The sequence below is a fragment of the Pseudoalteromonas sp. S1727 genome, from assembly GCF_005886375.1.
Taxonomy (GTDB): Bacteria; Pseudomonadota; Gammaproteobacteria; order Enterobacterales; family Alteromonadaceae; genus Pseudoalteromonas; species Pseudoalteromonas haloplanktis.
Window position 1 is genome coordinate 1 of the sequence record NZ_PNDT01000094.1, and the last position, 22,450, is coordinate 22,450.

Below are 22,450 nucleotides of genomic sequence, written 5' to 3' on the forward strand. Positions count from 1 at the left end.
ATAAAGCTAGTTATTCATTTAGCCCAAGTAACTTCAGCTAATTGATTAGTCGCTGTTTGATGGATAATAAGTCCGTTATTCCCTATTCGCATGTGCCTTATTAAGCCTGAGTAAACCCCTTCTTTACTGGGGATTTTCCAGCTTTGCATGGTTTCTTTTGCAAGGTCGAATCTGACTAACGTTTCAGGCCGTTTGACTGACTCGTTAAACCAAGTATGTGTATTCAATTGCATAAGGGTGGCTATCCTCACCACTTGGGCTCTGAACCAGGTATTATCGTATGGCATAACGTGTTCTCCCTATCTATTTAATAACACCACATGCAATACGACCTCCGCCACCACCGAGTGGTTTTGGCTTATCCGCGTAGTTGTCGTTACCTTCATGAACCATAATTGCATGTTGTTTAAGTTCATCAAGAGTGATCCTTGGCGCCAGTACAGGAGACTTAGCTTCGCCTTGTTCATTAACATACAATGCAGGTAAATCACCTAAGTGCCCATCTCCCCAAGGGGAATCATGATGTTCAGTTGCCTTTGGATCAAAATGGCCACCAGCGGCTCCCGCAGGTACAACTTTTCCCTCTTTAACTTTAGGCTCACAGCTCGCAAATTGATGAATATGGAACCCGTGTTGGCCAGGAGTTAATCCTTTTAAGTCAGGAGTTAACACAACACCGTGGTCATTTTCTGAGAGTGTGATAGTACCCAGTAACTGCCCCTGTCCAGACTTTATTGCCTGATGCATTTCAACGTTAATGTTCGCCAAAGCGGTATTTTGCAGGAATATACTGGCAAATAATACGGCACAAGCAGGTTTTGAAATACGTGCCACACTTTTTTTCACTGGTGAATTAAACTGCAAGCTATTCATCATAATCTCCTCGTTTAGTATGAATTTGATAAAACAAAACGCTAAATAAAGCGACTGTTTTGTATAAAGATTCAAACTCCATACCAAATAGGATAGGTTCTCTAACACATACCCAAAATGAAGAGTAATACGTTGATTTTAAATAGAATAAAAAATTACAAAGTGTAGAAATTAACTATACAAGGCTAGCGGTAATAATAAATTACACAACGACTAGGGCATAATTACAAAGCCAGTGACAACTTTACAAAACGGATCAGGTGAAATTAATAAACAAATTAAACTCGAAAAAGCCAGTTAGTTTAATTTGTATCAGTTAAAGATTTTTACGCAACGATGGTGTTTCTGCCGCTTTTTTTGGCCTCATAAAGATTAAGATCAGCACGTTTAGCAGCTTCTTCAGGTGTTTCAGTCGCATTCACTTCGACCACTCCCATGCTAACTGTTGCTTTAATCTTCTTTTGCGTATGAATTTGCTGCTCTATTGAGTGTCTAATCCTTTGCGCAACGTCTAAAGCATGTTGCAGAGATTGCTGTTCGAGTACAATTAAAAACTCTTCCCCACCTACACGGCCTACTTTATCCGACGAGCGTACCGAATGAGATAAGGTATTAACAATTGACTTGATCAGTTCATCACCAATATCATGGCCATACTCATCGTTAACCGCTTTAAAGTGGTCAATATCAATAGATATGAGCGAACTTGGTCTACCACTTGCTTTGCTATTACTAATTGCTATTTTCTTTATGTCTAAAATTGCTCGTCGGTTTGCAATACCCGTTAATTCATCTTTTAATGCGAGTAATTTAAAGCGCTTTTTATGGTGGACTTGTCGATAAGTGTATACTGCTAATAATAAAAGCAGGGCAAAAGCAAACGCAGAGGTCAAGCGCTGCCAAAATGACTTTGCCACAGCAACACTCAATAGCTCTTCTTTAATAGCTGCAACCTCTTCTAGTCTCGTTATTTCTTTATCTTGCTGATTTAAATTAAACATTAATCGTTGAGATAACAATGCCCTATCAGCAATAGTGTTAACCTTATTATTTAAAATAGTAAGAAGTTGCTTTTGCGAGTTTGCTTGCTGCTGAAAATCGCCTTGGTGCTGCGCTAAAATAACTGCAAACTGCAGATACCGTTCGGTGAAACTCAGAGGCCATGTTCGGTGGTCTAATTGAGCTAAAACTTCATTTTCACGCAGTGCAGCCACAATATTATCTGTTGCTAAAAACCACTCAGCACGTGCCATAGCGTGTAGCTGTTTAATCCAATCGCTTTTAATAACAAGCTGTTCGGCTTGATGAAAATATTGCTTGGCTTTATCTAATTCACTTAAATGTGTATATAACTCAGCAACTTTAATTACTAAATATGCAAAGCCATCATCGTCTTCAAATTTTCGCACATCATCAAAGATCGACAAGTAAAGTTCAATAGCTTTATCAGCATCTCCTTTTCGCTCATACGCATAGGCGATTTCATCAGTCACTTTATAATGCTCTTGTACATTAAACGTAACTAGCTCTGATTTAGCCCGTTGTAATTGCTTTATAGCTAAATCATAATTATAAAGCGCTAAATGTACACCTGCGATTTCTCGAAGGCTCAAAGCGCGTTCATAAGGATTAGCGGCTAATTCATAAGCTTGGTAAGATTTTTGCGCAGAATCAAAAGCAAGCTTATACTGCCCTTGGGCTACATGAACTCGACTCAATATTTTATTAGCTAAACCAATAATAGAGTTTAACTCAGAGTTTCCGCGCTCAGCCGTGAGCTCTAGTCTAGCAATCGGAGTGAGTTGCGCTATTGCTTGCGTATATAACCCCTGAACATAAAGCTGTGAAGCCTCACATACATTAAGCGACTGATAAAGCGTTTCAGAGCCAGATTCATTTATAACCTGCTTTGCGTATACTAAAAACGATTTGACTGTATTTCGCTTTTGCGCTGTATCACTCTCAAGAAACCAGCATTTAAACGCCACAACTCGTGCATTATCAACACTGCTGTTATAAGGCATGCCAGCTTCAAGTGTGTTTAATATAGCTTTAGATTCAATACTTGTGGTATAGCCTTGGTAGACCCTGTTGATAGCATCACTAACATTATTAGCATTAGCACAAAGGCTAGTTGAAAAGAACAAAAGAAAAAAAATCCTGTGCATACCCAAAAATCCCTCTAGTTACCGCGCGGCATGTATATTATTTTTATCGCCTTAAATCCAAATGATTATTGCACTAAATTAAATATAATAATAGATTTTGATTAGTAAAAACTTACTAAAAGACAGGCTGTATTAAGCTATTTGCCATTTTACTGATTAATCACACTCTTCAGAAAATCTCCTTTATAACTTAGCTTTAAACTGGTGCCTAACTTAAATCTGCTTAAGGTTGTTGGCAAATGATAAGCTCGGTTATAATCGGTTTTTATGGCTATCTTTTTAGCCTCTAACTTGGATCACCACAATGAAAAAACTCTCTGCCGTGCAAATAAAGCAACAAGCACTTGTGCTAAATGTTGCTGATACCATTGAAGAACAAGGTCGTAATGAACTCCCTGGTATGCTGCAATGCTGGTTTGATGTTGAATACCACTTATTTCCAGGGTCTTTGCTAATGTGCTTTCAGTTTGAGAATGAACAAGCGCTAGCAGCCTCAGAGCCTGAGTTATTAAAATGGCAAAAGCGCTTAAGTGGCGCGATGCTGAAAAAAGGCGTGATTTTAAAAGATATGCGTAAACATTTAGTGTTTACCCTCAAAGGGCCTGATGATTGAATCAGGCTTTCGTCACTAATAGTCGCGTCATTTTCAGGCTAACGCTTGACCTACAAAAAATTTATATCGCGCTATTTTAACTACTTTCAAGCGCATGATAATTTACATGCTCGATCAATGCAGGAAAAAACGCCAAGAAAATTTCATCTAACTCACTGTAATAGCGTGCTATATCTTCAGCTGCACCGGTAAATGTATTCGCGAAACGAATACGGGTAGCAATATTATCAAGCGCCAGCCCCACCCCTGAGATCGTTTCATATTCTTTAAACCAGTCGTTTCTTGTCATGCTAGTTACCACGCGCTGCATTCGTACTGGCATAGTTGGTATACGCTTACCCAAATGAGCGAAACTGCTTTTCTTAAACTCACTTAAGGGCTGCTCGTTAAAGCGTTGCCAATGCTGGATCAAGAAGTGATCAAACATCACATCAATTGCAACGCCTGCAAAGCGTTTACGTTTAGGGGAAAAATACTGCTTAGCTTCTTTAACTAGAGGGTGAGTATCAGTGAATTTATCAACTAAATAATGGTTATCAAGTGCATTTTTAACAGTGTCAGGTATCTGTATAAGCTGTCGTTGGCCACCAAAATCACCAAGCAGATTACCAAAATGCGAATCAGCTGTTGGCTGTGCTAAATAAAGATGCGCTAAATAATTCAAAGAAACCTCAGTAAAAATTGTTTTATACGTTATACCCGATTTAAAACCTGGAATAGCAACCCAAACAGCTGCTTTTATTATGTATTAGGTCACAGGCCAAATAGGCTAGCACTGTAACTACCACAATATTGCCATTAGAGTGTATAACTAACCAGGTTAACGAGTAAAACAGTTAGCCTTACACGCAACAATAAGAACAACCCTACGGTGGTGAGCTCCCCCTTTCGCACTAAAGCTAAATCGCCCCATTTAATAACCACTTTAAATATTTGCTCATACCACCTTGCAATTACCTGAAATGTGAACTTAGTTTAAAAAATAATGGAGCTTCAATAAAAAGGATTTTGCAATGACTAAGTTCATAGTCACCGTTAGTTTACTTTTTTGTTCGCATGCTTACGCGACAAATATTTTTCAGCTGAACTCTGAAGCTAACAATATAAACTTAAAAGATATTCAACCAAACCACCCACAATGGCATGCCAGTTCGATTTATGTAGCTGGTGATGTTGTGACTCACAACAACAGCCTATTTATTGCTGCCTTTTGGGTTAAGGGCATTGAACCAATAGAAAACCAACCCCATTGGGATGGTTGGATTTGGCTGCAAAATACCGTGATAGAAAAGTGGCAAGCAAACAAAGTGTATCAAGTCGGTAACCTTGTAAAACACGGACCCGACTATTACCTTGCCCGCTACTGGAATGAGAATAACGAACCTAAACCTCACAGTAGCTGGCAACGCATTAAAGATTTATTTTACCTAACCCCAGAACTACCACCTGAACACCCTGACGACTATAAAACGTTGGACGGGGTTGATCAAAATGACAACGGTATTCGTGATGATTATGAGCGCTATGTGTATGAAAAATTTGATTCCCCACAGCTTATCACCTTCAGTTTAGGTGCTGCTTCAACATTGCAACTGGTTATTGATATTGAGCAAGGTCGTATCCCAAATTTAGATACTGATATAGGCAGGCAAGTCATTATTGGAATTATGAATATCAATTACTGTACATGGCAATTACAAAATGATCACCCTACTTTTAGAAATCCTAAATCATTGTATTTCAATACAATTGATCGAGCTTATACGAACCGGAAAAGTCAAAATAAAATAGCCGATATTTTGCGTTTTGAACCTGGTTTCCACTGGTTGGCTGATCAACATTGTGAAGCTTTAATTGGGGCTAAAATCTACAATAAAAATGAATAAGCGATCTAAAGTTCAAATAGCACCTTCATAAGTTTATCCGCATCCTTGCTTACAACGAGTGAACTTGCCAAAAACGCCCTATATAGGCACTAAACGAAAGCCGAGGGACTTAATTTATCATCGTTGATACTTTTTAATCACCCAAATTCATCAAGCATTTCTTATCCAAGCCTGTGGGCATCTTCACAACAATCAACATCATTACTGGGTGCATAGTCATATTTAAATCGCGTTTAAAAATGACTCCTTTGACCACACGGAATCATCTTTAGTTTGTCATATGCTACTACACCGTCAAATATTTTAAGTCCATCATTCATTCAAATTTGGTATTGATTCTATAAAATAACATTATTTTTATTATAGATTAATGCGTTTTATCCTACTCACTGCCTTTATTAGTGATGAGAAAAATAAGACCAATGCCCTCTATAAGTAAAATGCTACTATTTTTAATGACTGCAGCCATTGCTGCAACCGCTGCAAATCTATATTACAGCCAGCCAATATTGCCCTTAATAGCCCAAGAATTTAATTTAACCGATGCAAAAACGGGCAGTGTAGTTGCGTTAACTCAATTTGGTTATGCCGCTGCACTGTTATTTATATCACCTCTTGGGGACTCAGTGCCAAGAAAGCGCGTTATCGGATTGCTATCCGTTTTACTTGTTTTATCGTCGCTTATTGCCTTCGCTGCACCCAATCTAATTGTTTTATTAGTTGCTGTATTCCTAATTGGTTTAAGCGCTAATATTACGCAACAGCTGATCCCATTTGCAGCCTCAATGGTTAAGCCACAAGAAAAAGGCGCAACATTAGGCACGCTAATGATGGGATTAACCATTGGCATTTTATTATCTAGAACACTCAGTGGTTCAGTGGCTGAGTATCTAGGTTGGCGTGCGGTATTTGCAATGTCAGCTATCTTGGCGGCTGTATTTGGCTTGCTATTATACAAGTCACTCCCTCATAACACCGCGCATACTGATTTAAAATATACGCAACTTCTTAAAAGTACGTTCGTACTATTTAAAAAACACAAACCGCTGCAAATTTTTACTTTTGCTGGAGCAAGCTGGTTTGCGGCGTTTAATGCACTTTGGGCCACCCTTGCTATTCACGTTAGTCATGCACCATTTAATTATAATGCCCAACAAGCAGGTTTATTTGGTGTTATCGCACTCGCCGGTGTAATTGGCGCAAAGTCATCAGGTAAATGGGTTAACAAAATAGGTTCTAAAACATTAATAAAAATAGCTTTAGCGCTAATTGCTATTGGTTTTGTTATTACAGGGCTGTACGTGAGCAGTTTAATCGCACTTATCATAGGGATTATTTTAATCGACTTTGGAGTATTTAGTGCACAAGTTGCTAATCAAGTCAGGGTATTTTCAGTAGATCCTCAAGCACAAAGCCGTATAAACGGTGTGTATATGTTGGGTTATTACTTAGGAGGTGCGCTGGGCTCAATTGTGGGTGTAAAAGCCTATCAATATTTTGCTTGGCCGGGTGTTGCCGCGGCAAGTATTACATTCATATTGATTGCTTTCGCCTTTAATAAACTCGCGCCTAAAAAGCAGGTTTTATAATGAATAATCTCTCTCAACTTGGCAGTTATACTCTACTGTGTATTGCTAGCCTAACAATTATGGTGGGCTCACTAGTCGCGCCTGGACTATTAAGCATTTCCAGCGCACTCGGTGTCGCTGACCATGCCTCATGGTTAATTACTTTGCCAGCACTTGGGGCTATTTTATTCGCGCCACTGGCTGGCAAATTGATAGATAAATATGGCGCTTACCCGAGCTTAGTGGTTGGCCTAATTTTATATGGTGCTGTTGGTGCAGCCGTCTTTTGGCTACATGGCTCCGCGTTAGTGTTTTTAAACCGTATATTGCTTGGTGCTGTCACTGCACTTGTAATGGCTAGCGGCACGGTGCTTATTTCACAGTGGTACGTTGCCAGTGCAAGGCTAGCAATGATTGCTAAACAAGGTATGGCGATAGAGCTTGGTGGCGTAATCTTTTTGTTTCTTGGCGGCCAATTTGCAGCAATTCATTGGGGTCTGCCTCTGAGTCTGTATTTAATTGCGTGGCTGTTTTTAGCTATGTTATTAATGTGGGTACCAAAACACGCCCCTACACTCATAGAGCCGACTGACTCAAGTACAACAGCCCCACATTCACGTAATGGTTTACCGCTAAAAGGCGTTTATATCGTTACTTTATTGGCCATGGCGACTTTTTTCTCAGCCTTTATTTTACTACCAAAAAGTATGACCGCTCATGGCTTTACTGAACAAGTGATCGGATACCTTTTAGCATTTATATCTTTAATTGCAGTTGTTACCGCGCACTTTATACCTAAAGTTGTACCACGGATTGGTGAGGTTAAACTACTGGCCATTGCTTTTGTAGCTTATGCCCTCGCCTACTTATGTTTCAGTTATTCTCATGAGTTAATGGTTTTAGTCTTGGGTGCTATTTTTAGTGGTATTGGCTTTGGCTTTAGCATACCTCTATTAAATCATTTAACCGTACAAAAAAGCCCTGCTTCTGTTAGGGGACGAAATCTTTCTTATTTTACTATGGCGGTTTTTTCAGGGCAGTTTTTAACCTCATTTATGGAATTTTTAAGCAGTGGGATAACAACTATTTTTATTTTTTGCTTATTAACAGCCAGTACAATTGCAGCCGCTTTATTCATAAGTGAAAAACGACTACAACGCACAACTTAAAATTAAACAGGAGGGTGTAGTAAAAGTGCTAGGTCAGTTCTTGTATCCAAGACCAAGCACCAATCTCACGTTCAACCCCCTCCCCCGTCATCACGCCCTGAAAATAAGCAATTGATGAGTAATTCATTTCATGACTAGAATGAAAGCCGTGACTTCACCATAGGTGAAAGGCGCAGCTTTGAACAGGAGGCCATGGATGGCCGAACTGGGGAGCGTACAGGGATGTGAAAGACGGCCTATCTTCGCTGTTTACGTTCACATTAATTGTGGTTTGAAGGAAATAGCGTGATGCTCGGGGCGCCATCGGGTTCCAAGAGACGGTCGGCGACAGCCAGCAATCTTGTAAAAGATTTTTGTCACGCTGGCTTGGTGAGTTAAATCAAAGAAGTAGGTTTTCTACCTTAACTCTGTTGCAAGTAACTCCCTTTAAAGCTAAGCTACTTCATATAGTTCCTTTATTGTTGACAAATAAACAAGCGTAATGTAGTGTTCTGGGCACTTTAAAATAAACGCTACAAGGACCGTAATGTTTTGTAATACTGAACTAGATTGTTATCAAAACTCGATTAAAATTGCTTATTTTATATCTGAGCCTCTTATTTATATTTGTTTTTTAGCTATTACCTTGTATTTAAAAAACATACCAGGACGCTATTGGCTAATTAGCTTTATCGGCTGTTGTTTGGCAACATCGCTCTTCTATAGTATGTATGCAATTCAGAGCAATTTTTTCTCTACCTATTCTGCTTACTACCAAGCTTATTTCCCTACAACTCGTTTCATTTCTAAGTTCGCCATTTGTATTTTATTACCTGTATTTTTACTTAATCTATGGTGCCTTCGAATATTTGATATTTCTGCGGCAAACATTCTTTTTTCATGGCATGGACGAGTTACTCGCCGTATTTACTGGTGTGCTACTTTGCTTAATACTGTAATGTCTATTTCTATTATTTATGGACTGATTGATATAGGGAGTTACCCTATGGAGGAAACTTGGGTTTCGATTGGTCTGATGTATTTAATTTTATTGGTAATAATAGGGTTACTGTTTTGGATGAATCTAATGATAACGATTAAGCGTTGGCATGATCTTAATATGTCTGGCTGGATGACGTTATGCTTTTTAGTACCGTACGTAGGATCGATAGGTTGCATGATTTATTTAGGTTTTGCCAAAGGGAAAAGTAAAGCGAACCGTTTTGGTAAGGCTACTTTTCAACTAAATGCGTTAACTAAAGACGCGTAATTAGTTTAGCAAAAATGCGAGGGTAAAATGTTTGATAGGTGAAACAGGTACATTACCAAGACCAAACACAAATCTCACGTTTTACACCTCTCCCCCGTCATCACGCCTTGAAAATAAGCAATTGATGAGTAATGTATTTCATGACTAGAATGAAAGCCGTGACTTCGCCATAAATGACGAATACACGGCATTTACGTTCACATCAATTAATTATTTGAAGGAAATAGCGTGATGTTCAGGTGGAAAACATTCGCGGCTAAAGCCAGGTCCTACGGAAAGTTCTGAGAGGTCAGCGGCTGCCATCGTCAGCCCGACAAAAACTTGAATAAAAGTTATACTAGTTTGATTCTGACTCCCTTCTCACGGCAGAAAGTGCAGATGCAACAATACCTGTTGGCACAGCAACTAAACCTAATCCAACCATTAAAATAATGAAAGTAAAAAAGAGACCACCTATAGTTATTGGGTAAATATCACCATACCCGACAGTCGTCAACGTAGCTACTGACCACCAAAGACTATCAAAAATAGACTTAAACACTTCGGGTTGAGCTGCATGCTCAAAATGATAAATACCCACAGCAGAAAGATAGAGTAAGATCAAACTCAAACCTGTAAAAATAGCCAATTCCTCTTTAGCTAAAAATAGAGCTTTGCTAAAGCGTTGTAATGCTGAGTTATATCGTGCAACTTTTAATACTCTAATCAAACGCAATAAGCGGATTAACCTAAAGCTGCGTAAATCAATAGCAAAAGCTAAATAGAAAGGCAGGATAGCGATTAAATCGACAAGACCATAAAAACTGAAAATAAACCTTAGCCGCTTCGGGGATAATAAAATACGTATGAAGTATTCGCAGGTAAAAATTACTACCACGGCTATTTCTGAATATTTTAAAAACAGTCTGGTATCGGCGCTTAGATTAGGTAGTGTTTCCAAAGAAAAACAAAAAACAGAGTACAATATTAATATCGTTATAATCCAAACAAATATAGGCCTATCTAAAAAGATTTTATTGTCCATTAAACCGAAATTTCCTTATTTTTATTTTATATAAGAGTCAATAATTTACATCTCATAGTCAAGAAAAATTAACTATGAAATCTGTGTAAGTTTAAATATGCTTTGTCACTAGCTTTTACATGCCAAGACCAAACACCAATCTCACATTTAACACCCTTCCCCCGTCATCACGCCCTGAAAATAAGTAATTGATGAGTAATATCGCGCATGGATCCGCGATAAGTCATGCTTGCACATGGATATGCTTTCATGGCGTTTACGTTTACATCAATTAATTATTTGAAGGATTAAGCGTGATGCTCGGGGCGCCGAGGGTGACGAGTGACCGAAACGAAGTTTCGCAGCGCGAGGAAGTGGAAGCATGGACGCTGACAGGAACCCAGCTTCAGGGATGAATTACTTGCAGCAGAATCAATTTGAAAACCGAGCGCCCCTTGGTTGCCGCCAGCAAGCTAAACCTTGAATAAGGTTCTTTAATGTAGGTCGCGGATTTATCCCGACAAAAGTTAGCAGTAAAAAGCATCAGCCAAGGTGATACAACTTTTTGGGCTAAAGCCCAACCTACAAACCCACGCGCTAGCAAGCTTAGCGCCTACGGTGGTTAACTCTTTCACTATGTTACACCCTTCGTGGCTGAAGCCGACTCCTACAACAATATTGAACCTCGGTGCAGCGCGAAGCGCCTCTGACATCTCGGTGGTGAAATTCACTTATCGCCCTAAAGGGCGACATACAATTTAAACCACACCAGTTTTCTTGATCTTTGTATGCAAAACCAAGTGTTGTTACTTTTTAAACTCATCAATGATTTTGAAATATTTAATCCTCCCACCTTGCATTTACCTAAAAAGTGGACTTGATTTAAAAGGTAATGAAACGACAATTAAAAGGATTTTGAAATGACTAAACTCATCATTATTGCTTGGTTACTTTTTTGTTCGCACGCTTACGCGACAAATATTTTTCAGCTGAACTCTAAAGCGTACAATATAAATTTAACCGATATTCAACCAAACCACCCACAGTGGAGTGCCAGCTCAATTTATGTAGCCGGTGATGTTGTGACTCACAACAACAGCCTATTTATTGCTGCCTTTTGGGTAAAAGGCATTGAACCAATAGAAAACCAACCCCATTGGGATGGTTGGATTTGGCTGCAAAACACCGTGATAGAAAAGTGGCAAGCAAACAAAGTGTATCAAGCTGGTAACCTTGTAAAACACGGTACTGACTATTACCTTGCCCGCTACTGGAATGAGAATAACGAACCTAAACCTCACAGTAGCTGGCAACGCATTAAAGATTTATTTTACCTTACCCCAGAGCTACCACCTGAACACCCTGACGACTATAAAACGTTGGACGGGGTTGATCAAAATGACAACGGTATCCGCGACGATTATGAGCGCTATGTGTATGAAAAATTTGATTCCCCACAGCTTATCACCTTCAGTTTAGGTGCTGCTTCAACATTGCAACTGGTTATTGATATTGAGCAAGGGCGTATACCAAATTTAGATGCTGAGATTGGTAAACAGATTATTTTGGATTTTATAAATATTAGTATGTGTACAAGACAACTTCAAACTAAGCACCCACATTTTAGAAACCCAAAACTTATGTACTTCAATACAATAGACAGAGCCTACGCAAACCGTAAAAGCCAAAATAAAATTAGTGACTATATTGCTTGGGATGACGATTTTCATTATGCAGCAGATAAAAACTGTAACCCCTTAGAAGGAGCAATCAAATGATTAAATATCTAATAGTATTTGCTTTAATTCTCACTAATTATGCTTCTGCAAGTTATCAACCTCTAGATAGGTACTGTACCAAACAAATTGATCAACTAAGATTATTTTATATAAATGGTATGTTTACAACAGAAGATGATTTTCGTGAAAATTTGTTTTGGTTAGATAATTTTCAAGATACTAAGTTAGGTAACTACCTTAAAGGTAGAAAGCCAACGGGCAGCTATAACAAAGATGAAGACCTTCATATGCAAATATATGAAGTGGCAAAACAAAAATATGGCGATTTATCCCCTTTTTCAAACAAGTACCACCTCATTACTGCAATAGTCGGTGGTACCGTCGGCTCTCTTTCTCAGGAAAATATAGCCCATGTTGAATCTGTAATTGAAGAGGTATTTTCAGATGTAACTTATTCAAAGTTAAATGATACTGATTATAGGAATGCCTATCAAAAGCTGCTGTTTCAAATGCATTCTTGCAACCGTATTATTCTTATTGGCCACTCACAAGGTAACTTCTATACCAATGCACTTTTTGAAGACATTATTTCGAATTATCAATACACTGATGGCTATTACGCGTCAGATTACTCCTTAGTTGGTTTAGCTTCTATTGCAACGCCAACCAGCTCTCTAGGCGGTAATTTAGGGGAAGAGTACGCACACCTGATTTCACACCTCACATTAGATCAAGATGATATAATGCGAGCTGTAAGAGTTTTATTCGGGAGCTTACCATCAAACTTTTCAATGTCTTCTTTATTTGATAATACAGGACATGGTTTGATCGATTCTTATATACGCAATGATAATGTGGCAACAAAGATCGGCGAAGGGATTGAGGCTTCTATTTTAAACCAAACCCCTTTCCCCTTGTTTGAACAACACCCTGTAAATTCAGATGCTTTTTCACACGTAGGCTATTCAACGATCAATAAAGTTCTTGATCTGAAATTTGAATCAGGAAGCGTTTATCGTTATTACAATATCCCAATCTTAGTATGGGATGAGCTGTATTACTCAACATCAATGGGGAAGTTTTTTAATAATAATATTCGAGGTCAATACCCTTTTGAGAAGTTAGATATTGATAGTATGACTTACCTAAAAATGACATCATTTGAACCAGTCGCAAAAGTTGAAAAATAACTAAACTTTGAACTAGAAATAAAAAGAGTGAGCACTTCAGCTCACCCATTCAAGAATTATAGTTTAGGAATAGTGATTGGATTCCCAATCTATAATTATCATTCCCAAACTATAACAACTCTGATCATCTAAAAATTAATCTCTGTATGTCTCTACCGCTGGGCATGAACACACTAGGTTACGGTCGCCGTATACGTCATCGATACGCGTTACTGTAGGCCAGAATTTGTTTTTAGCCACGGCTGGTACTGGGAACGCAGCGTAGAAACGGTCGTATGCACGATCCCACTCGTTACCAAGTACGTCGCCTTGTGTGTGTGGTGCAAACACAAGCGGGTTGTTTTCGATAGACCATTCGCCAGAGATCACTTTGTCGATTTCGCCTTTGATTGATACCATCGCTTCAATGAAACGGTCAATCTCAACTTTAGACTCAGACTCAGTCGGCTCAATCATTAACGTGCCCGCAACTGGGAACGACATCGTTGGTGAATGGAAGCCGTAATCTTGTAAGCGCTTAGCCACGTCCATTTCAGTGATGCCTGAAAGCTCTTTAAGTGGGCGTAAGTCAACAATACATTCGTGAGCAACACGGTTGTTGCGGCCACGATATAAAATTGGGAAGTGCTGGCTTAACTCATGAGTTAAGTAGTTAGCATTCACAATCGCCATTTCGGTGGCTTGTTTAAGGCCTTCGCTGCCCATCATGGTGATATAAGCCCATGAGATAGGTAAAATAGCTGCTGAGCCGTATGGTGCTGCTGATACCGCGCCGTTGCCTACATTAGTGCCAGGTACGTTAATTACGCTGTGGTTAGGCATAAATGGCGCTAGGTGTGATTTAACTCCGATTGGGCCAACACCTGGGCCACCGCCACCGTGCGGGATACAGAACGTTTTGTGCAGGTTTAAGTGCGATACGTCTGAGCCGATAGAACCTGGGCTAGTAACACCTACTTGGGCGTTCATGTTTGCGCCATCCATGTAAACTTGGCCGCCGTGCTGGTGCACGATGTCGCAAATTTCACGGATTGTTTCTTCGTATACACCGTGCGTAGACGGGTATGTGATCATGATACATGATAGGTTTTCTGATACTTCTTCAGCTTTCGCTTTAAGATCAGCCATATCAACGTTACCGTTTTTGTCGCAATCAACAACCACGATTTTCATGCTCGCCATTTGTGCAGATGCAGGGTTAGTACCGTGCGCTGAACTTGGGATCAAACATACATTACGGTGTGCATCGCCACGTGACTCGTGGTATTTACGGATCGCGATTAAGCCTGCGTATTCACCTTGTGCTCCTGAGTTTGGCTGCAATGAAACCGCATCGTAACCGGTAATATTTACTAGCCAATCATGTAGTTCGCCCATCATGATTTGGTAACCTTCGGCTTGGTCTAGCGGGCAGAATGGGTGAAGGTTAGCAAACTCAGGCCATGTGATTGGGATCATCTCAGCGGTCGCGTTTAGCTTCATAGTACATGAACCTAACGAGATCATTGAATGGTTAAGCGCTAAATCTTTGTTTTCAAGACGCTTGATATAACGCAGCATTTCAGTTTCGCTGTGGTACGAATTGAAGTTCGGGTGCGTTAGCACTTCGTCATCACGTACTAGGCTTGCTGGAATAGACTCGCTGCCGTTCGCTTCAATGTCAGCTGCAATTGCATCAACACTTAAACCATGGCCTTCACCTAGGATGATGTCGAACAATTGTGCTACATCTGCACGCGTTGTGGTTTCAGACAACGATACTGAGTACTCGCCGTCATGGTTAGTTGCAAAGTTAACGCCGTTTGCTACAGCACGTGCTACTACGTCATCTTTGCTGTCGCTAACCACGGTTAGGGTATCAAACCATGTGCTGTGCTTAAGCGCTACGCCTTTAGCTTGTAGGCCAGCTGCTAAAATATCAGCAAAACGATGAATACGTTGTGCGATAGTTTTTAAGCCTTGTGGGCCGTGGTACACCGCGTAAAACGCTGCCATATTGGCAAGTAATACTTGCGCTGTACAAATGTTTGAGTTGGCTTTGTCGCGGCGAATGTGTTGCTCGCGCGTTTGCATTGCCATACGTAGTGCGTCGTTACCTAAACGGTCTTTAGATACACCAATGATACGACCTGGTAGTGAACGTTTGTAAGCGTCACGCGTTGCAAAGAATGCCGCGTGAGGGCCGCCGTAACCCATTGGTACACCAAAACGCTGTGCAGAACCAAGTACGACGTCTGCACCTAGTTTACCCGGTGCTTTTAATAGTAATAAGCTCATGATGTCGGCAGCAACACAGGCAATCGCTTTTTTGCTTTGTACGCCAGCGATTAAATCAGTGATATCTACCACTTCACCCGTTGTTGATGGGTATTGGAATAACGCACCAAAAATCTCATGATCAACCGCTTCAGCCGCAGGACCGACTACAACGTCAAAACCAAACTGTTCAGCGCGTGTTGCCACTACGTCGATAGTTTGGGTATGCACGTCATCAGCGATGAAGAAGATATTGGCTTTTTTAGCTTTCGATACACGCTTTGCAAGGCCCATTGCCTCAGCAGCAGCGGTTGATTCATCAAGTAATGATGCACTAGCTAAATCAAGACCTGTTAGGTCTAAGGTCATAGTTTGGAAGTTTAATAATGACTCTAAACGCCCTTGAGCAATTTCTGGTTGGTATGGAGTATACGCTGTGTACCAGCCTGGATTTTCAAGTACGTTACGTAAAATTACGTGTGGTACGTGAGTTGGGTGGTAACCTTGGCCAATGTATGATTTGAACACTTTATTTTTGCTTGCTACTGATTTTAAGTAGCTTAGTGTTTCAACTTCAGTACGGCTTTCGCCTACTGTTAGGGCCTGCTCTAAGCGGATGCTTGCAGGTACAGTTTGACCGATCAGCTCTTCAACACTCGATACTCCAAGAGCGCTTAGCATATCGCTTACTTGTGCTGGGCTTGGCCCAATATGACGGCGAATAAAATCTTGCGTTTGCTCTAATTGTTCAAGAGATTTGGCGTTTGACATTTGTCCAGATTCCTATGATCCAAAAAATAAATGGTTATTACTAATGGGTAACCAGTAATAACTTAAAAGCTTTTGATTTAATAACTTACAGTGTATGGAAAAGTGAGCTATAAAATCATAAAAGCCCCGCGAGTATTAGCTATAACGGGGCTTTTAGTCTCAACAATAACTAATTATTAGTCTTCGTCGATAGTGTTTGCATAGCCTTCAGCGTCAAGCAGGTTTTCTAGCTCAGACTCGTCAGATGCTTTAATGCGGAATAACCAACCGTCGCCGTAAGCGTCGTTATTTACAGTTTCAGGTGCATCTTCAAGCTCTTCGTTGATTGCAACGATTTCACCACTGATTGGTGCATAGATGTCTGATGCTGCTTTTACTGATTCTGCTACTGCACAATCTTCGCCTGCGTCTACTTCGTCGCCAACTTCAGGTAATTCAACAAATACCATGTCGCCAAGAAGTTCTTGTGCGTGCTCAGAAATACCTACAGTGAAAGTACCGTCACCTTCGTCGCGAACCCACTCGTGTGAAGAGGCATACTTTAACTCGCTAGGGATATTGCTCATTTTATTCATCCTTTGGTTTATATTGGGTGATAACACCAAATCTTTTAATTAATACTTTAAAGTACTGACTTACCGTTACGTACAAAGCTTGGTTTAACTACTTTTACGTTAACTAATTTTTTACGCATTTCTACTTGGGCTGTCTCGCCAGTTGAACGTGGTACACGTGCAAGGGCAACACTAAAACCAAGCGTAGGTGAGAAAGTACCTGAGGTAATAACCCCTTCGCCACCATCAACGATTACTTTTGAACCGCTACGCAATACGCCTTTTTCTTCAAGCACTAGACCAACAAGTTTGTCAGTGCTTTGCTCAGCGCGTTGCTTAACTAATACATCACGACCAATAAAGTCACGATCTTCAGGCTCCCAGGCAATAGTCCACGCCATGTTAGCAGCAAGTGGTGAAACGCTTTCGTCCATATCTAGGCCGTAAAGGTTCATACCAGCTTCTAAACGTAGTGTGTCACGCGCGCCAAGGCCCGCTGGCTTAACACCTGCATCTAACAGTTGCTGCCAAAGATCAGCTGCTTGCTCGTTCGGTACTACAATTTCGTAACCGTCTTCGCCAGTATAGCCTGTTGTTGCAATAAATAAATCACCCGCTTGAACACCAAAAAATGGCTTCATACCTTCAACAGCAGCTTGTTGGTCAGCCGTTAAGATAGTCGCTGTTTTTGCTTTTGCATTAGGGCCTTGTACTGCAATCATGGCAAACTCTGGGCGCTCAGTCACTTCAACGGCAAAATCAGCTGAAACTTTAGCCATGTGCGCTAAATCTTTCTCGCGCGTGGCTGAGTTAACCACTAAGCGGTAATCTGTTTCAGAGAAGAAGTAGATGATAAGGTCATCGATTACGCCGCCTTGCTCGTTAAGCATACCGGTGTAAAGCGCTTTGCCAGGAACAGTTAATTTAGCCACGTCGTTAGCAACCAGTTTACGAAGGAACGCTTGCGCTTGCTCGCCTTTAACATCCACAATGGTCATGTGTGAAACGTCAAACATACCAGCATCAGTACGCACCGCGTTGTGCTCTTCGATTTGCGAGCCATAGTTGATTGGCATTTCCCAGCCGTGAAAATCAACCATTTTAGCGTTGGCTTCAAGGTGCTTTGCATGTAAAACTGTTTTAGAAGTCATAATATTCCTTCACTTTATAATTAACCCAATTTTTGGGCGTGGCCTCAATTTAATGAGGGGGAATAACATGGGCGGCGATTATACATAAGTTGTACTGCACTAACACCCAAATTGCGATTTGTTCTTACAAAAACACTGGCAAGTGTTCATTACACCAACCAGTTTATAAAATCTACTAAGCAACGTCTGACAGTGACAGATCAAAGCCATGTTGCTGTAAATAAACTTGCCATTTTGTTAGCTCTGGCGCCTTGGCAAGCAATTGAAAATACTGTTGAGACTGTTTCTCGATGGCAGTAATAAATACTTCACCACTTTGTGCACCATAACAACTGTTTGCGTCTGATAAGCGCAACCCAGGGGTTAATTTAAATGCATTAACTAAGGCATCAAAGGCCTGCTCACCGGATAAAGTTAGCGTAGCTAAGTCTGTGCGTATTACAAATTCAACGTCATAACGTAGCTGTTGCTCACTGATCAAAGCTTGTAATTGTGCTGCGCCATCGCTATGCAGCACAAATCTAAACGCTGTTTCACTAAAGTAATACAAGGCAAAACTATAGGTGCTGTTTAAGTCATCATCCAAAGTGCCTTTAATCCCTAAACCACTGGCGGTTAATTTATTTAAATCCAACCCTAAAATCGTGGTCAAAAATGGGATTGCTTCAGTACCGCTAAAATCGATCACCACACTGTTATTTTCGGCCTGCAACATATTGCTTTGCGGCGCATCTAGTTGGCTGTGACGAGCAAACATTATCGGAGTAAAAGTCATTATTGACACCTATCAATCTATAGTCACAAAAGTATATTGCGGGTGAGGTGCAACAACAAATTGTAATTTCTTATCAATTGATAAATAATAATTATGTATTTAACCTTATAAATTGAATTTTTTTATATGAAGAATATTTCAACAGATGGATTACGCACCTTAATCACGGTGGTCGAGGTAGGCGGCTTTGCCAAAGCAGGCGAATTATTAGGCCTTTCTCAACCAGCGGTAAGCTTACAAATAAAACGCCTTGAAGACATGCTCGGCCATAAGCTCTTTAAAAAGCAAGGTCAGCGCCAAGTGCTTAACCAATATGGTGAACTCTTATTGCCAATGGCAAAGCAAATGCTATTGCAAAACGACAGTATCTTGCAGTTATTTACCAAAGAGAACGTTACTGGCAAAGTGCGCCTTGGTATTCCCAGTGAATTTGCTGCGCGCATCTTACCTTCAATTATTGGCGACTTTATTGCGCTATACCCTGATGTGTCATTAGAGGTTAAATCACGTTTAAGTAAACATCTGTTATCTGTATCAAGGGAAGATCAATTTGATTTAGTATTGGCACTCAATGAAGACTTAAACTCTGAAAAATTCCCCGTGTTTATGCAAGACCAACTGGTATGGGTGGGCGATTTATCGTTAGCACAGAATGAAGTGGTCACCTTAGTTACTGCGCCAGAGGGCTGCATATACCGTCGTCGTGCTATCGAGGCTCTGCAACTAGCGGGGATAAAATACCGCATAAGTTATAGTAACGCTGATTTAACCGGCCTTACCGCTGCTTTAAAAGAAGGTTTGGGGATTACGGTACTCGCCAAAAGTACCGTGCCGCATGAACTAAACTACCAGTTACACACTAAACATTTACCCGAACTTGGCCGTATTGGTATTAGCTTAATAAATCGTGTGGAGCGACCTGAACATGCCGTAGCTAAACTTGCCGAATTTATCAGCCTACGTTTGAGTTAATGTTGATCTGAGCTGTGCACTTATCGAATAAGTGCATTTATTGCAACAAACTAACAAGTACAGCTAATTTGTGCCCTCATTACAAGTGAATTTCGTTCTTTACAACCGCCTTTAAATAGAGGTCTGCTGCATTAATAACTTTAGTACCAGAATTACACAAACCTAAAAAAGAAACGCAATACTAAACACTTATTTTCAATAAAATAAGTGTTTAAAATAGTAAATGACATTGATTCGTATTTTTCACCGTGTTTAAATTGGGTAATTTATTTTGTTTCCATTAAAAACACAGGACTTTCAATGAAATCTCAGTTTATTGTTTCTTCACTTGCTGCTGCGGTTACTTTATCGCTTAGCACGGGCGCTATTGCTAAAGATGCAACCGACACAGAACACGCATTTGAGCAAATCACCGTGATTGGCTCACATGCTGCTATTAATGATATTCCAGGTTCAGCTACTTTTATTAGTGACGAAGAGTTACAAAAATTTGAATACACCGATATCTCGCGCGTATTAAGCACAGTTCCTGGTGTATATGTTCAAGAAGAAGACGGTTATGGCCTACGCCCAAACATTGGTATGCGTGGTACAGGTACTGGTCGTAACGATAAAATTGCGGTAATGGAAGACGGTGTGCTGGTTGCACCTGCGCCATATTCAGCCCCTGCTGCTTACTACTTTCCAACTACTGGCCGTATGCAGTCAATCGAAGTGTTAAAAGGTGCGGCATCTGTAAAATACGGCCCACGTACCACAGGTGGCGTATTAAATTTAGTATCACGTAGCCTACCAACAGAAGGCTCAACAGGCTTAGTTAATGCAGAGCTTGGCAGTGATGGCTTTTACAAAGGCCATGCTTACTTTGGCAAAAAGAAAAACAATGCAGCTGGCTTAATTGAAGTATTTAGTTACGGCGCAGATGGCTTTAAAGAGTTACCAGTAGGCAGCGATAACACTGGCTTTGAAAAGAATGATTTATTGCTAAAATTTGGTTTTGATTTTGGCGAAAATGAAGCGCACAACCTTGAAATGAAAGTTAAGTACTCTGATGAGCGCTCTGATGAAACCTATATGGGCCTGACTGATGCGGATTATAAAGAATCACCGTATCGCCGTTATGCTGCGTCTCAAGAAGATGAAATGAACACTCAGCACAATGCCTATCAACTTAACTACGCCTATCGCTTTGGTGATGGTTATGAGTTTTTAGCAACTGCTTATTTAAATGACTTTCATCGTAACTGGTATAAAGCCAGCAAAGTCAGTGAAAGTTACTTAGAGCAGTACAGTGACTTTGAAGCAAACCCAACGAGCGAAGGTATCGAAGGCATCGGCGTTAAAGCTAACAATCGCAATTATCAAGCTAAAGGGATTCAGTCAGAGTTACATATTCCTGCAGGTAACCACTACATTACTGTTGGTATGCGTTACCACGAAGATGAAATGGACCGCTTTCAGTGGCAAGACGAGTACACGCTAAACCAAGACTTATCAATGACACTAACCAGCCAAGGTGTACCTGGCTCTGATAGCAACCGTTTTGATAGCGCAAAAGCAACGACCTTGTTTATTCAGGATCAATGGACTGTAGATGCGCTAGTAATTAGTGCAGGCCTTCGTTACGAAGACATCACTATCTCTCGCGAAGAATGGTCAAAGTCTGATCCTAAACGTGAAAATGGCTTAACAAAAGACATTAGCAATGACACCGAAATTTTAGTGCCATCACTGGGTGCAACTTACACAGTTAACGACAACTTGACACTACTTGCCGGTATTCAGCAAGGTTATGCGCCAGCAGCCCCTGGTAATGCAGATCAACAAGAAGAAGAAAGCTTAAACATAGAACTAGGTGGTCGCTACGATTACGCAGGCTTCAGCGGTGAAGTTATTTACTTTAACTCTGATTACGACAACATGCACGGTAACTGTACTGCAGCGATCGGCTGTAACGACGACAACATTGGCGATCAGTACAACTACGGCGAAGTATCTGTTGAAGGTTTTGAATTTAGTGCAGGTCGCGTATTCGCAACACAGAGCGCTTCATTCCCTGTTCGCTTGACATACACCTATACTGATTCAACATTTGAAAACGACTTTGAATCAGGCCTTTGGGGTCAAGTAAATAAAGGTGATGCAATGCCTTACGTACCAGAAAACCAAGTTGCCTTATCATTTGGCGCTGAGCTTTCAAGCTTCGTATTTGATACGCAAATGCGCTATGTATCTGACTCACATGCAGATTTAAGCCCTACAGGGTTAAATGCAATCGACAGCCGCGTAGTGTGGGACTTAGCTGCTAAATACTTAATTGATGACAATCAAAAAGTATACCTAACCGTTGATAACCTATTTGATAAAACCTACATTGCTAACCGCGCAAACGGTGGTATTCAACCTGGTAAACCTCGCACTCTACAACTAGGTTACAGCTACGCTTTCTAACTAAAGGCTAAAGGCTAAAGGCTAAAGGCTAAAGGCTAAAGGCTAAAGGCTAAAGGCTAAAA

18 protein-coding genes are annotated in these 22,450 nt (G+C 40.5%); 9 read left to right on the top strand and 9 right to left on the bottom strand.

Going from position 1 to position 22,450, the window contains the following annotated elements:
* Positions 1 to 14: 14 nt before the first annotated feature.
* The 3 genes from CWB85_RS18010 to CWB85_RS18020 form a co-directional block, all read right to left on the bottom strand.
* A complete protein-coding gene (locus CWB85_RS18010; RefSeq protein ID WP_249314913.1) occupies positions 15 to 233 on the bottom strand; it encodes a hypothetical protein in 219 nt (72 codons plus the stop codon).
* A 70-nt stretch (positions 234 to 303) separates the two neighbouring features.
* The gene (gene sodC / locus CWB85_RS18015) at positions 304 to 873 is read right to left on the bottom strand and encodes a superoxide dismutase family protein (protein WP_138555626.1); all 570 of its coding nucleotides are present in this window, start codon (positions 871 to 873) and stop codon (positions 304 to 306) included.
* 326 nt (positions 874 to 1,199) lie between these two features.
* Positions 1,200 to 3,041, bottom strand: a complete 1,842-nt coding sequence (locus tag CWB85_RS18020) for a GGDEF domain-containing protein (RefSeq protein ID WP_138555616.1) — start codon at positions 3,039 to 3,041, stop codon at positions 1,200 to 1,202.
* A 304-nt stretch (positions 3,042 to 3,345) separates the two neighbouring features.
* Between CWB85_RS18020 and CWB85_RS18025 the strand changes: the two genes are divergently transcribed.
* Positions 3,346 to 3,654 carry a hypothetical protein gene (locus CWB85_RS18025; RefSeq protein ID WP_016708748.1) on the top strand — a complete coding sequence of 103 codons (309 nt, stop codon included), beginning with the start codon at positions 3,346 to 3,348 and terminating at the stop codon, positions 3,652 to 3,654.
* A gap of 76 nt (positions 3,655 to 3,730) precedes the next feature.
* On the opposite strand, the gene CWB85_RS18030 is transcribed toward CWB85_RS18025, so the two are convergent.
* Entirely contained in the window at positions 3,731 to 4,318 is a 588-nt protein-coding gene (locus CWB85_RS18030) for an acyl carrier protein phosphodiesterase (protein ID WP_138555617.1), read from the bottom strand.
* Between the two features lie 349 nt (positions 4,319 to 4,667).
* Here CWB85_RS18030 and CWB85_RS18035 point away from each other — a divergent pair, with 349 nt between their 5' ends.
* From CWB85_RS18035 to CWB85_RS18050, 4 genes are all read left to right on the top strand, one after another.
* Positions 4,668 to 5,540, top strand: coding sequence for a chitodextrinase (locus CWB85_RS18035; RefSeq protein ID WP_138555618.1), 873 nt, complete (start codon positions 4,668 to 4,670; stop codon positions 5,538 to 5,540).
* 422 nt (positions 5,541 to 5,962) lie between these two features.
* Positions 5,963 to 7,129 (top strand): MFS transporter, encoded by a 1,167-nt coding sequence (locus tag CWB85_RS18040; RefSeq protein WP_249314915.1) that lies wholly within the window; start codon positions 5,963 to 5,965, stop codon positions 7,127 to 7,129.
* Positions 7,129 to 8,277, top strand: a complete 1,149-nt coding sequence (locus CWB85_RS18045) for an MFS transporter (protein WP_138555619.1) — start codon at positions 7,129 to 7,131, stop codon at positions 8,275 to 8,277. The genes CWB85_RS18040 and CWB85_RS18045 overlap by 1 nt, the downstream gene beginning before the upstream one ends.
* A 526-nt stretch (positions 8,278 to 8,803) precedes the next feature.
* Positions 8,804 to 9,526, top strand: coding sequence for a DUF805 domain-containing protein (locus tag CWB85_RS18050; protein ID WP_138555620.1), 723 nt, complete (start codon positions 8,804 to 8,806; stop codon positions 9,524 to 9,526).
* Between the two features lie 337 nt (positions 9,527 to 9,863).
* Here CWB85_RS18050 and CWB85_RS18055 read toward each other — a convergent pair whose 3' ends face one another.
* Positions 9,864 to 10,550: an ion transporter gene (locus CWB85_RS18055; protein WP_138555621.1), complete on the bottom strand. Its 687-nt coding sequence runs from the start codon at positions 10,548 to 10,550 to the stop codon at positions 9,864 to 9,866.
* Positions 10,551 to 11,449: 899 nt separating this feature from the next.
* Between CWB85_RS18055 and CWB85_RS18060 the strand changes: the two genes are divergently transcribed.
* Both CWB85_RS18060 and CWB85_RS18065 read left to right on the top strand, forming a co-directional pair.
* On the top strand, positions 11,450 to 12,307 hold the full coding sequence (locus CWB85_RS18060) for a chitodextrinase (protein WP_138555622.1): 858 nt from the start codon (positions 11,450 to 11,452) through the stop codon (positions 12,305 to 12,307).
* Positions 12,304 to 13,458 (top strand): KTSC domain-containing protein, encoded by a 1,155-nt coding sequence (locus CWB85_RS18065; RefSeq protein ID WP_138555623.1) that lies wholly within the window; start codon positions 12,304 to 12,306, stop codon positions 13,456 to 13,458. The genes CWB85_RS18060 and CWB85_RS18065 overlap by 4 nt, the downstream gene beginning before the upstream one ends.
* Before the next feature lie 135 nt (positions 13,459 to 13,593).
* On the opposite strand, the gene gcvP is transcribed toward CWB85_RS18065, so the two are convergent.
* The 4 genes from gcvP to CWB85_RS18085 form a co-directional block, all read right to left on the bottom strand.
* On the bottom strand, positions 13,594 to 16,485 hold the full coding sequence (gene gcvP, locus CWB85_RS18070) for an aminomethyl-transferring glycine dehydrogenase (protein ID WP_138555624.1): 2,892 nt from the start codon (positions 16,483 to 16,485) through the stop codon (positions 13,594 to 13,596).
* 176 nt (positions 16,486 to 16,661) lie between these two features.
* Complete coding sequence (gene gcvH / locus CWB85_RS18075; protein ID WP_138555625.1) at positions 16,662 to 17,051, bottom strand: glycine cleavage system protein GcvH; 390 nt, start codon at positions 17,049 to 17,051, stop codon at positions 16,662 to 16,664.
* Positions 17,052 to 17,107: 56 nt separating this feature from the next.
* The gene (gene gcvT / locus CWB85_RS18080; protein ID WP_016708737.1) at positions 17,108 to 18,190 is read right to left on the bottom strand and encodes a glycine cleavage system aminomethyltransferase GcvT; all 1,083 of its coding nucleotides are present in this window, start codon (positions 18,188 to 18,190) and stop codon (positions 17,108 to 17,110) included.
* Between the two features lie 175 nt (positions 18,191 to 18,365).
* Positions 18,366 to 18,965 carry a hypothetical protein gene (locus CWB85_RS18085; RefSeq protein WP_016708736.1) on the bottom strand — a complete coding sequence of 200 codons (600 nt, stop codon included), beginning with the start codon at positions 18,963 to 18,965 and terminating at the stop codon, positions 18,366 to 18,368.
* A 126-nt stretch (positions 18,966 to 19,091) separates the two neighbouring features.
* On the opposite strand from CWB85_RS18085, the gene CWB85_RS18090 reads away from it, so the two are divergent.
* Together CWB85_RS18090 and CWB85_RS18095 are read left to right on the top strand one after the other, a co-directional pair.
* Positions 19,092 to 19,937, top strand: coding sequence for a LysR family transcriptional regulator (locus CWB85_RS18090; protein ID WP_016708735.1), 846 nt, complete (start codon positions 19,092 to 19,094; stop codon positions 19,935 to 19,937).
* Between the two features lie 300 nt (positions 19,938 to 20,237).
* Positions 20,238 to 22,388 carry a TonB-dependent receptor family protein gene (locus tag CWB85_RS18095; protein ID WP_016708734.1) on the top strand — a complete coding sequence of 717 codons (2,151 nt, stop codon included), beginning with the start codon at positions 20,238 to 20,240 and terminating at the stop codon, positions 22,386 to 22,388.
* Positions 22,389 to 22,450: the final 62 nt, after the last annotated feature.

What these genes read in the sequence shown, in the direction of transcription:
- CWB85_RS18065 (WP_138555623.1), top strand. Translation starts at nt 12,304, where the DNA reads ATGATTAAATATCTAATAGTATTTGCTTTAATTCTCACTAATTATGCT.
- CWB85_RS18090 (WP_016708735.1), top strand. Translation starts at nt 19,092, where the DNA reads ATGAAGAATATTTCAACAGATGGATTACGCACCTTAATCACGGTGGTC.
- CWB85_RS18020 (WP_138555616.1), bottom strand. Translation starts at nt 3,041, where the DNA reads ATGCACAGGATTTTTTTTCTTTTGTTCTTTTCAACTAGCCTTTGTGCT.
- gcvT (WP_016708737.1), bottom strand. Translation starts at nt 18,190, where the DNA reads ATGACTTCTAAAACAGTTTTACATGCAAAGCACCTTGAAGCCAACGCT.
- CWB85_RS18060 (WP_138555622.1), top strand. Translation starts at nt 11,450, where the DNA reads ATGACTAAACTCATCATTATTGCTTGGTTACTTTTTTGTTCGCACGCT.
- gcvH (WP_138555625.1), bottom strand. Translation starts at nt 17,051, where the DNA reads ATGAGCAATATCCCTAGCGAGTTAAAGTATGCCTCTTCACACGAGTGG.
- CWB85_RS18055 (WP_138555621.1), bottom strand. Translation starts at nt 10,550, where the DNA reads ATGGACAATAAAATCTTTTTAGATAGGCCTATATTTGTTTGGATTATA.
- CWB85_RS18025 (WP_016708748.1), top strand. Translation starts at nt 3,346, where the DNA reads ATGAAAAAACTCTCTGCCGTGCAAATAAAGCAACAAGCACTTGTGCTA.
- CWB85_RS18035 (WP_138555618.1), top strand. Translation starts at nt 4,668, where the DNA reads ATGACTAAGTTCATAGTCACCGTTAGTTTACTTTTTTGTTCGCATGCT.
- CWB85_RS18050 (WP_138555620.1), top strand. Translation starts at nt 8,804, where the DNA reads ATGTTTTGTAATACTGAACTAGATTGTTATCAAAACTCGATTAAAATT.
- CWB85_RS18040 (WP_249314915.1), top strand. Translation starts at nt 5,963, where the DNA reads ATGCCCTCTATAAGTAAAATGCTACTATTTTTAATGACTGCAGCCATT.
- CWB85_RS18010 (WP_249314913.1), bottom strand. Translation starts at nt 233, where the DNA reads ATGCAATTGAATACACATACTTGGTTTAACGAGTCAGTCAAACGGCCT.
- gcvP (WP_138555624.1), bottom strand. Translation starts at nt 16,485, where the DNA reads ATGTCAAACGCCAAATCTCTTGAACAATTAGAGCAAACGCAAGATTTT.
- CWB85_RS18085 (WP_016708736.1), bottom strand. Translation starts at nt 18,965, where the DNA reads ATGACTTTTACTCCGATAATGTTTGCTCGTCACAGCCAACTAGATGCG.
- CWB85_RS18045 (WP_138555619.1), top strand. Translation starts at nt 7,129, where the DNA reads ATGAATAATCTCTCTCAACTTGGCAGTTATACTCTACTGTGTATTGCT.
- CWB85_RS18095 (WP_016708734.1), top strand. Translation starts at nt 20,238, where the DNA reads ATGAAATCTCAGTTTATTGTTTCTTCACTTGCTGCTGCGGTTACTTTA.
- sodC (WP_138555626.1), bottom strand. Translation starts at nt 873, where the DNA reads ATGAATAGCTTGCAGTTTAATTCACCAGTGAAAAAAAGTGTGGCACGT.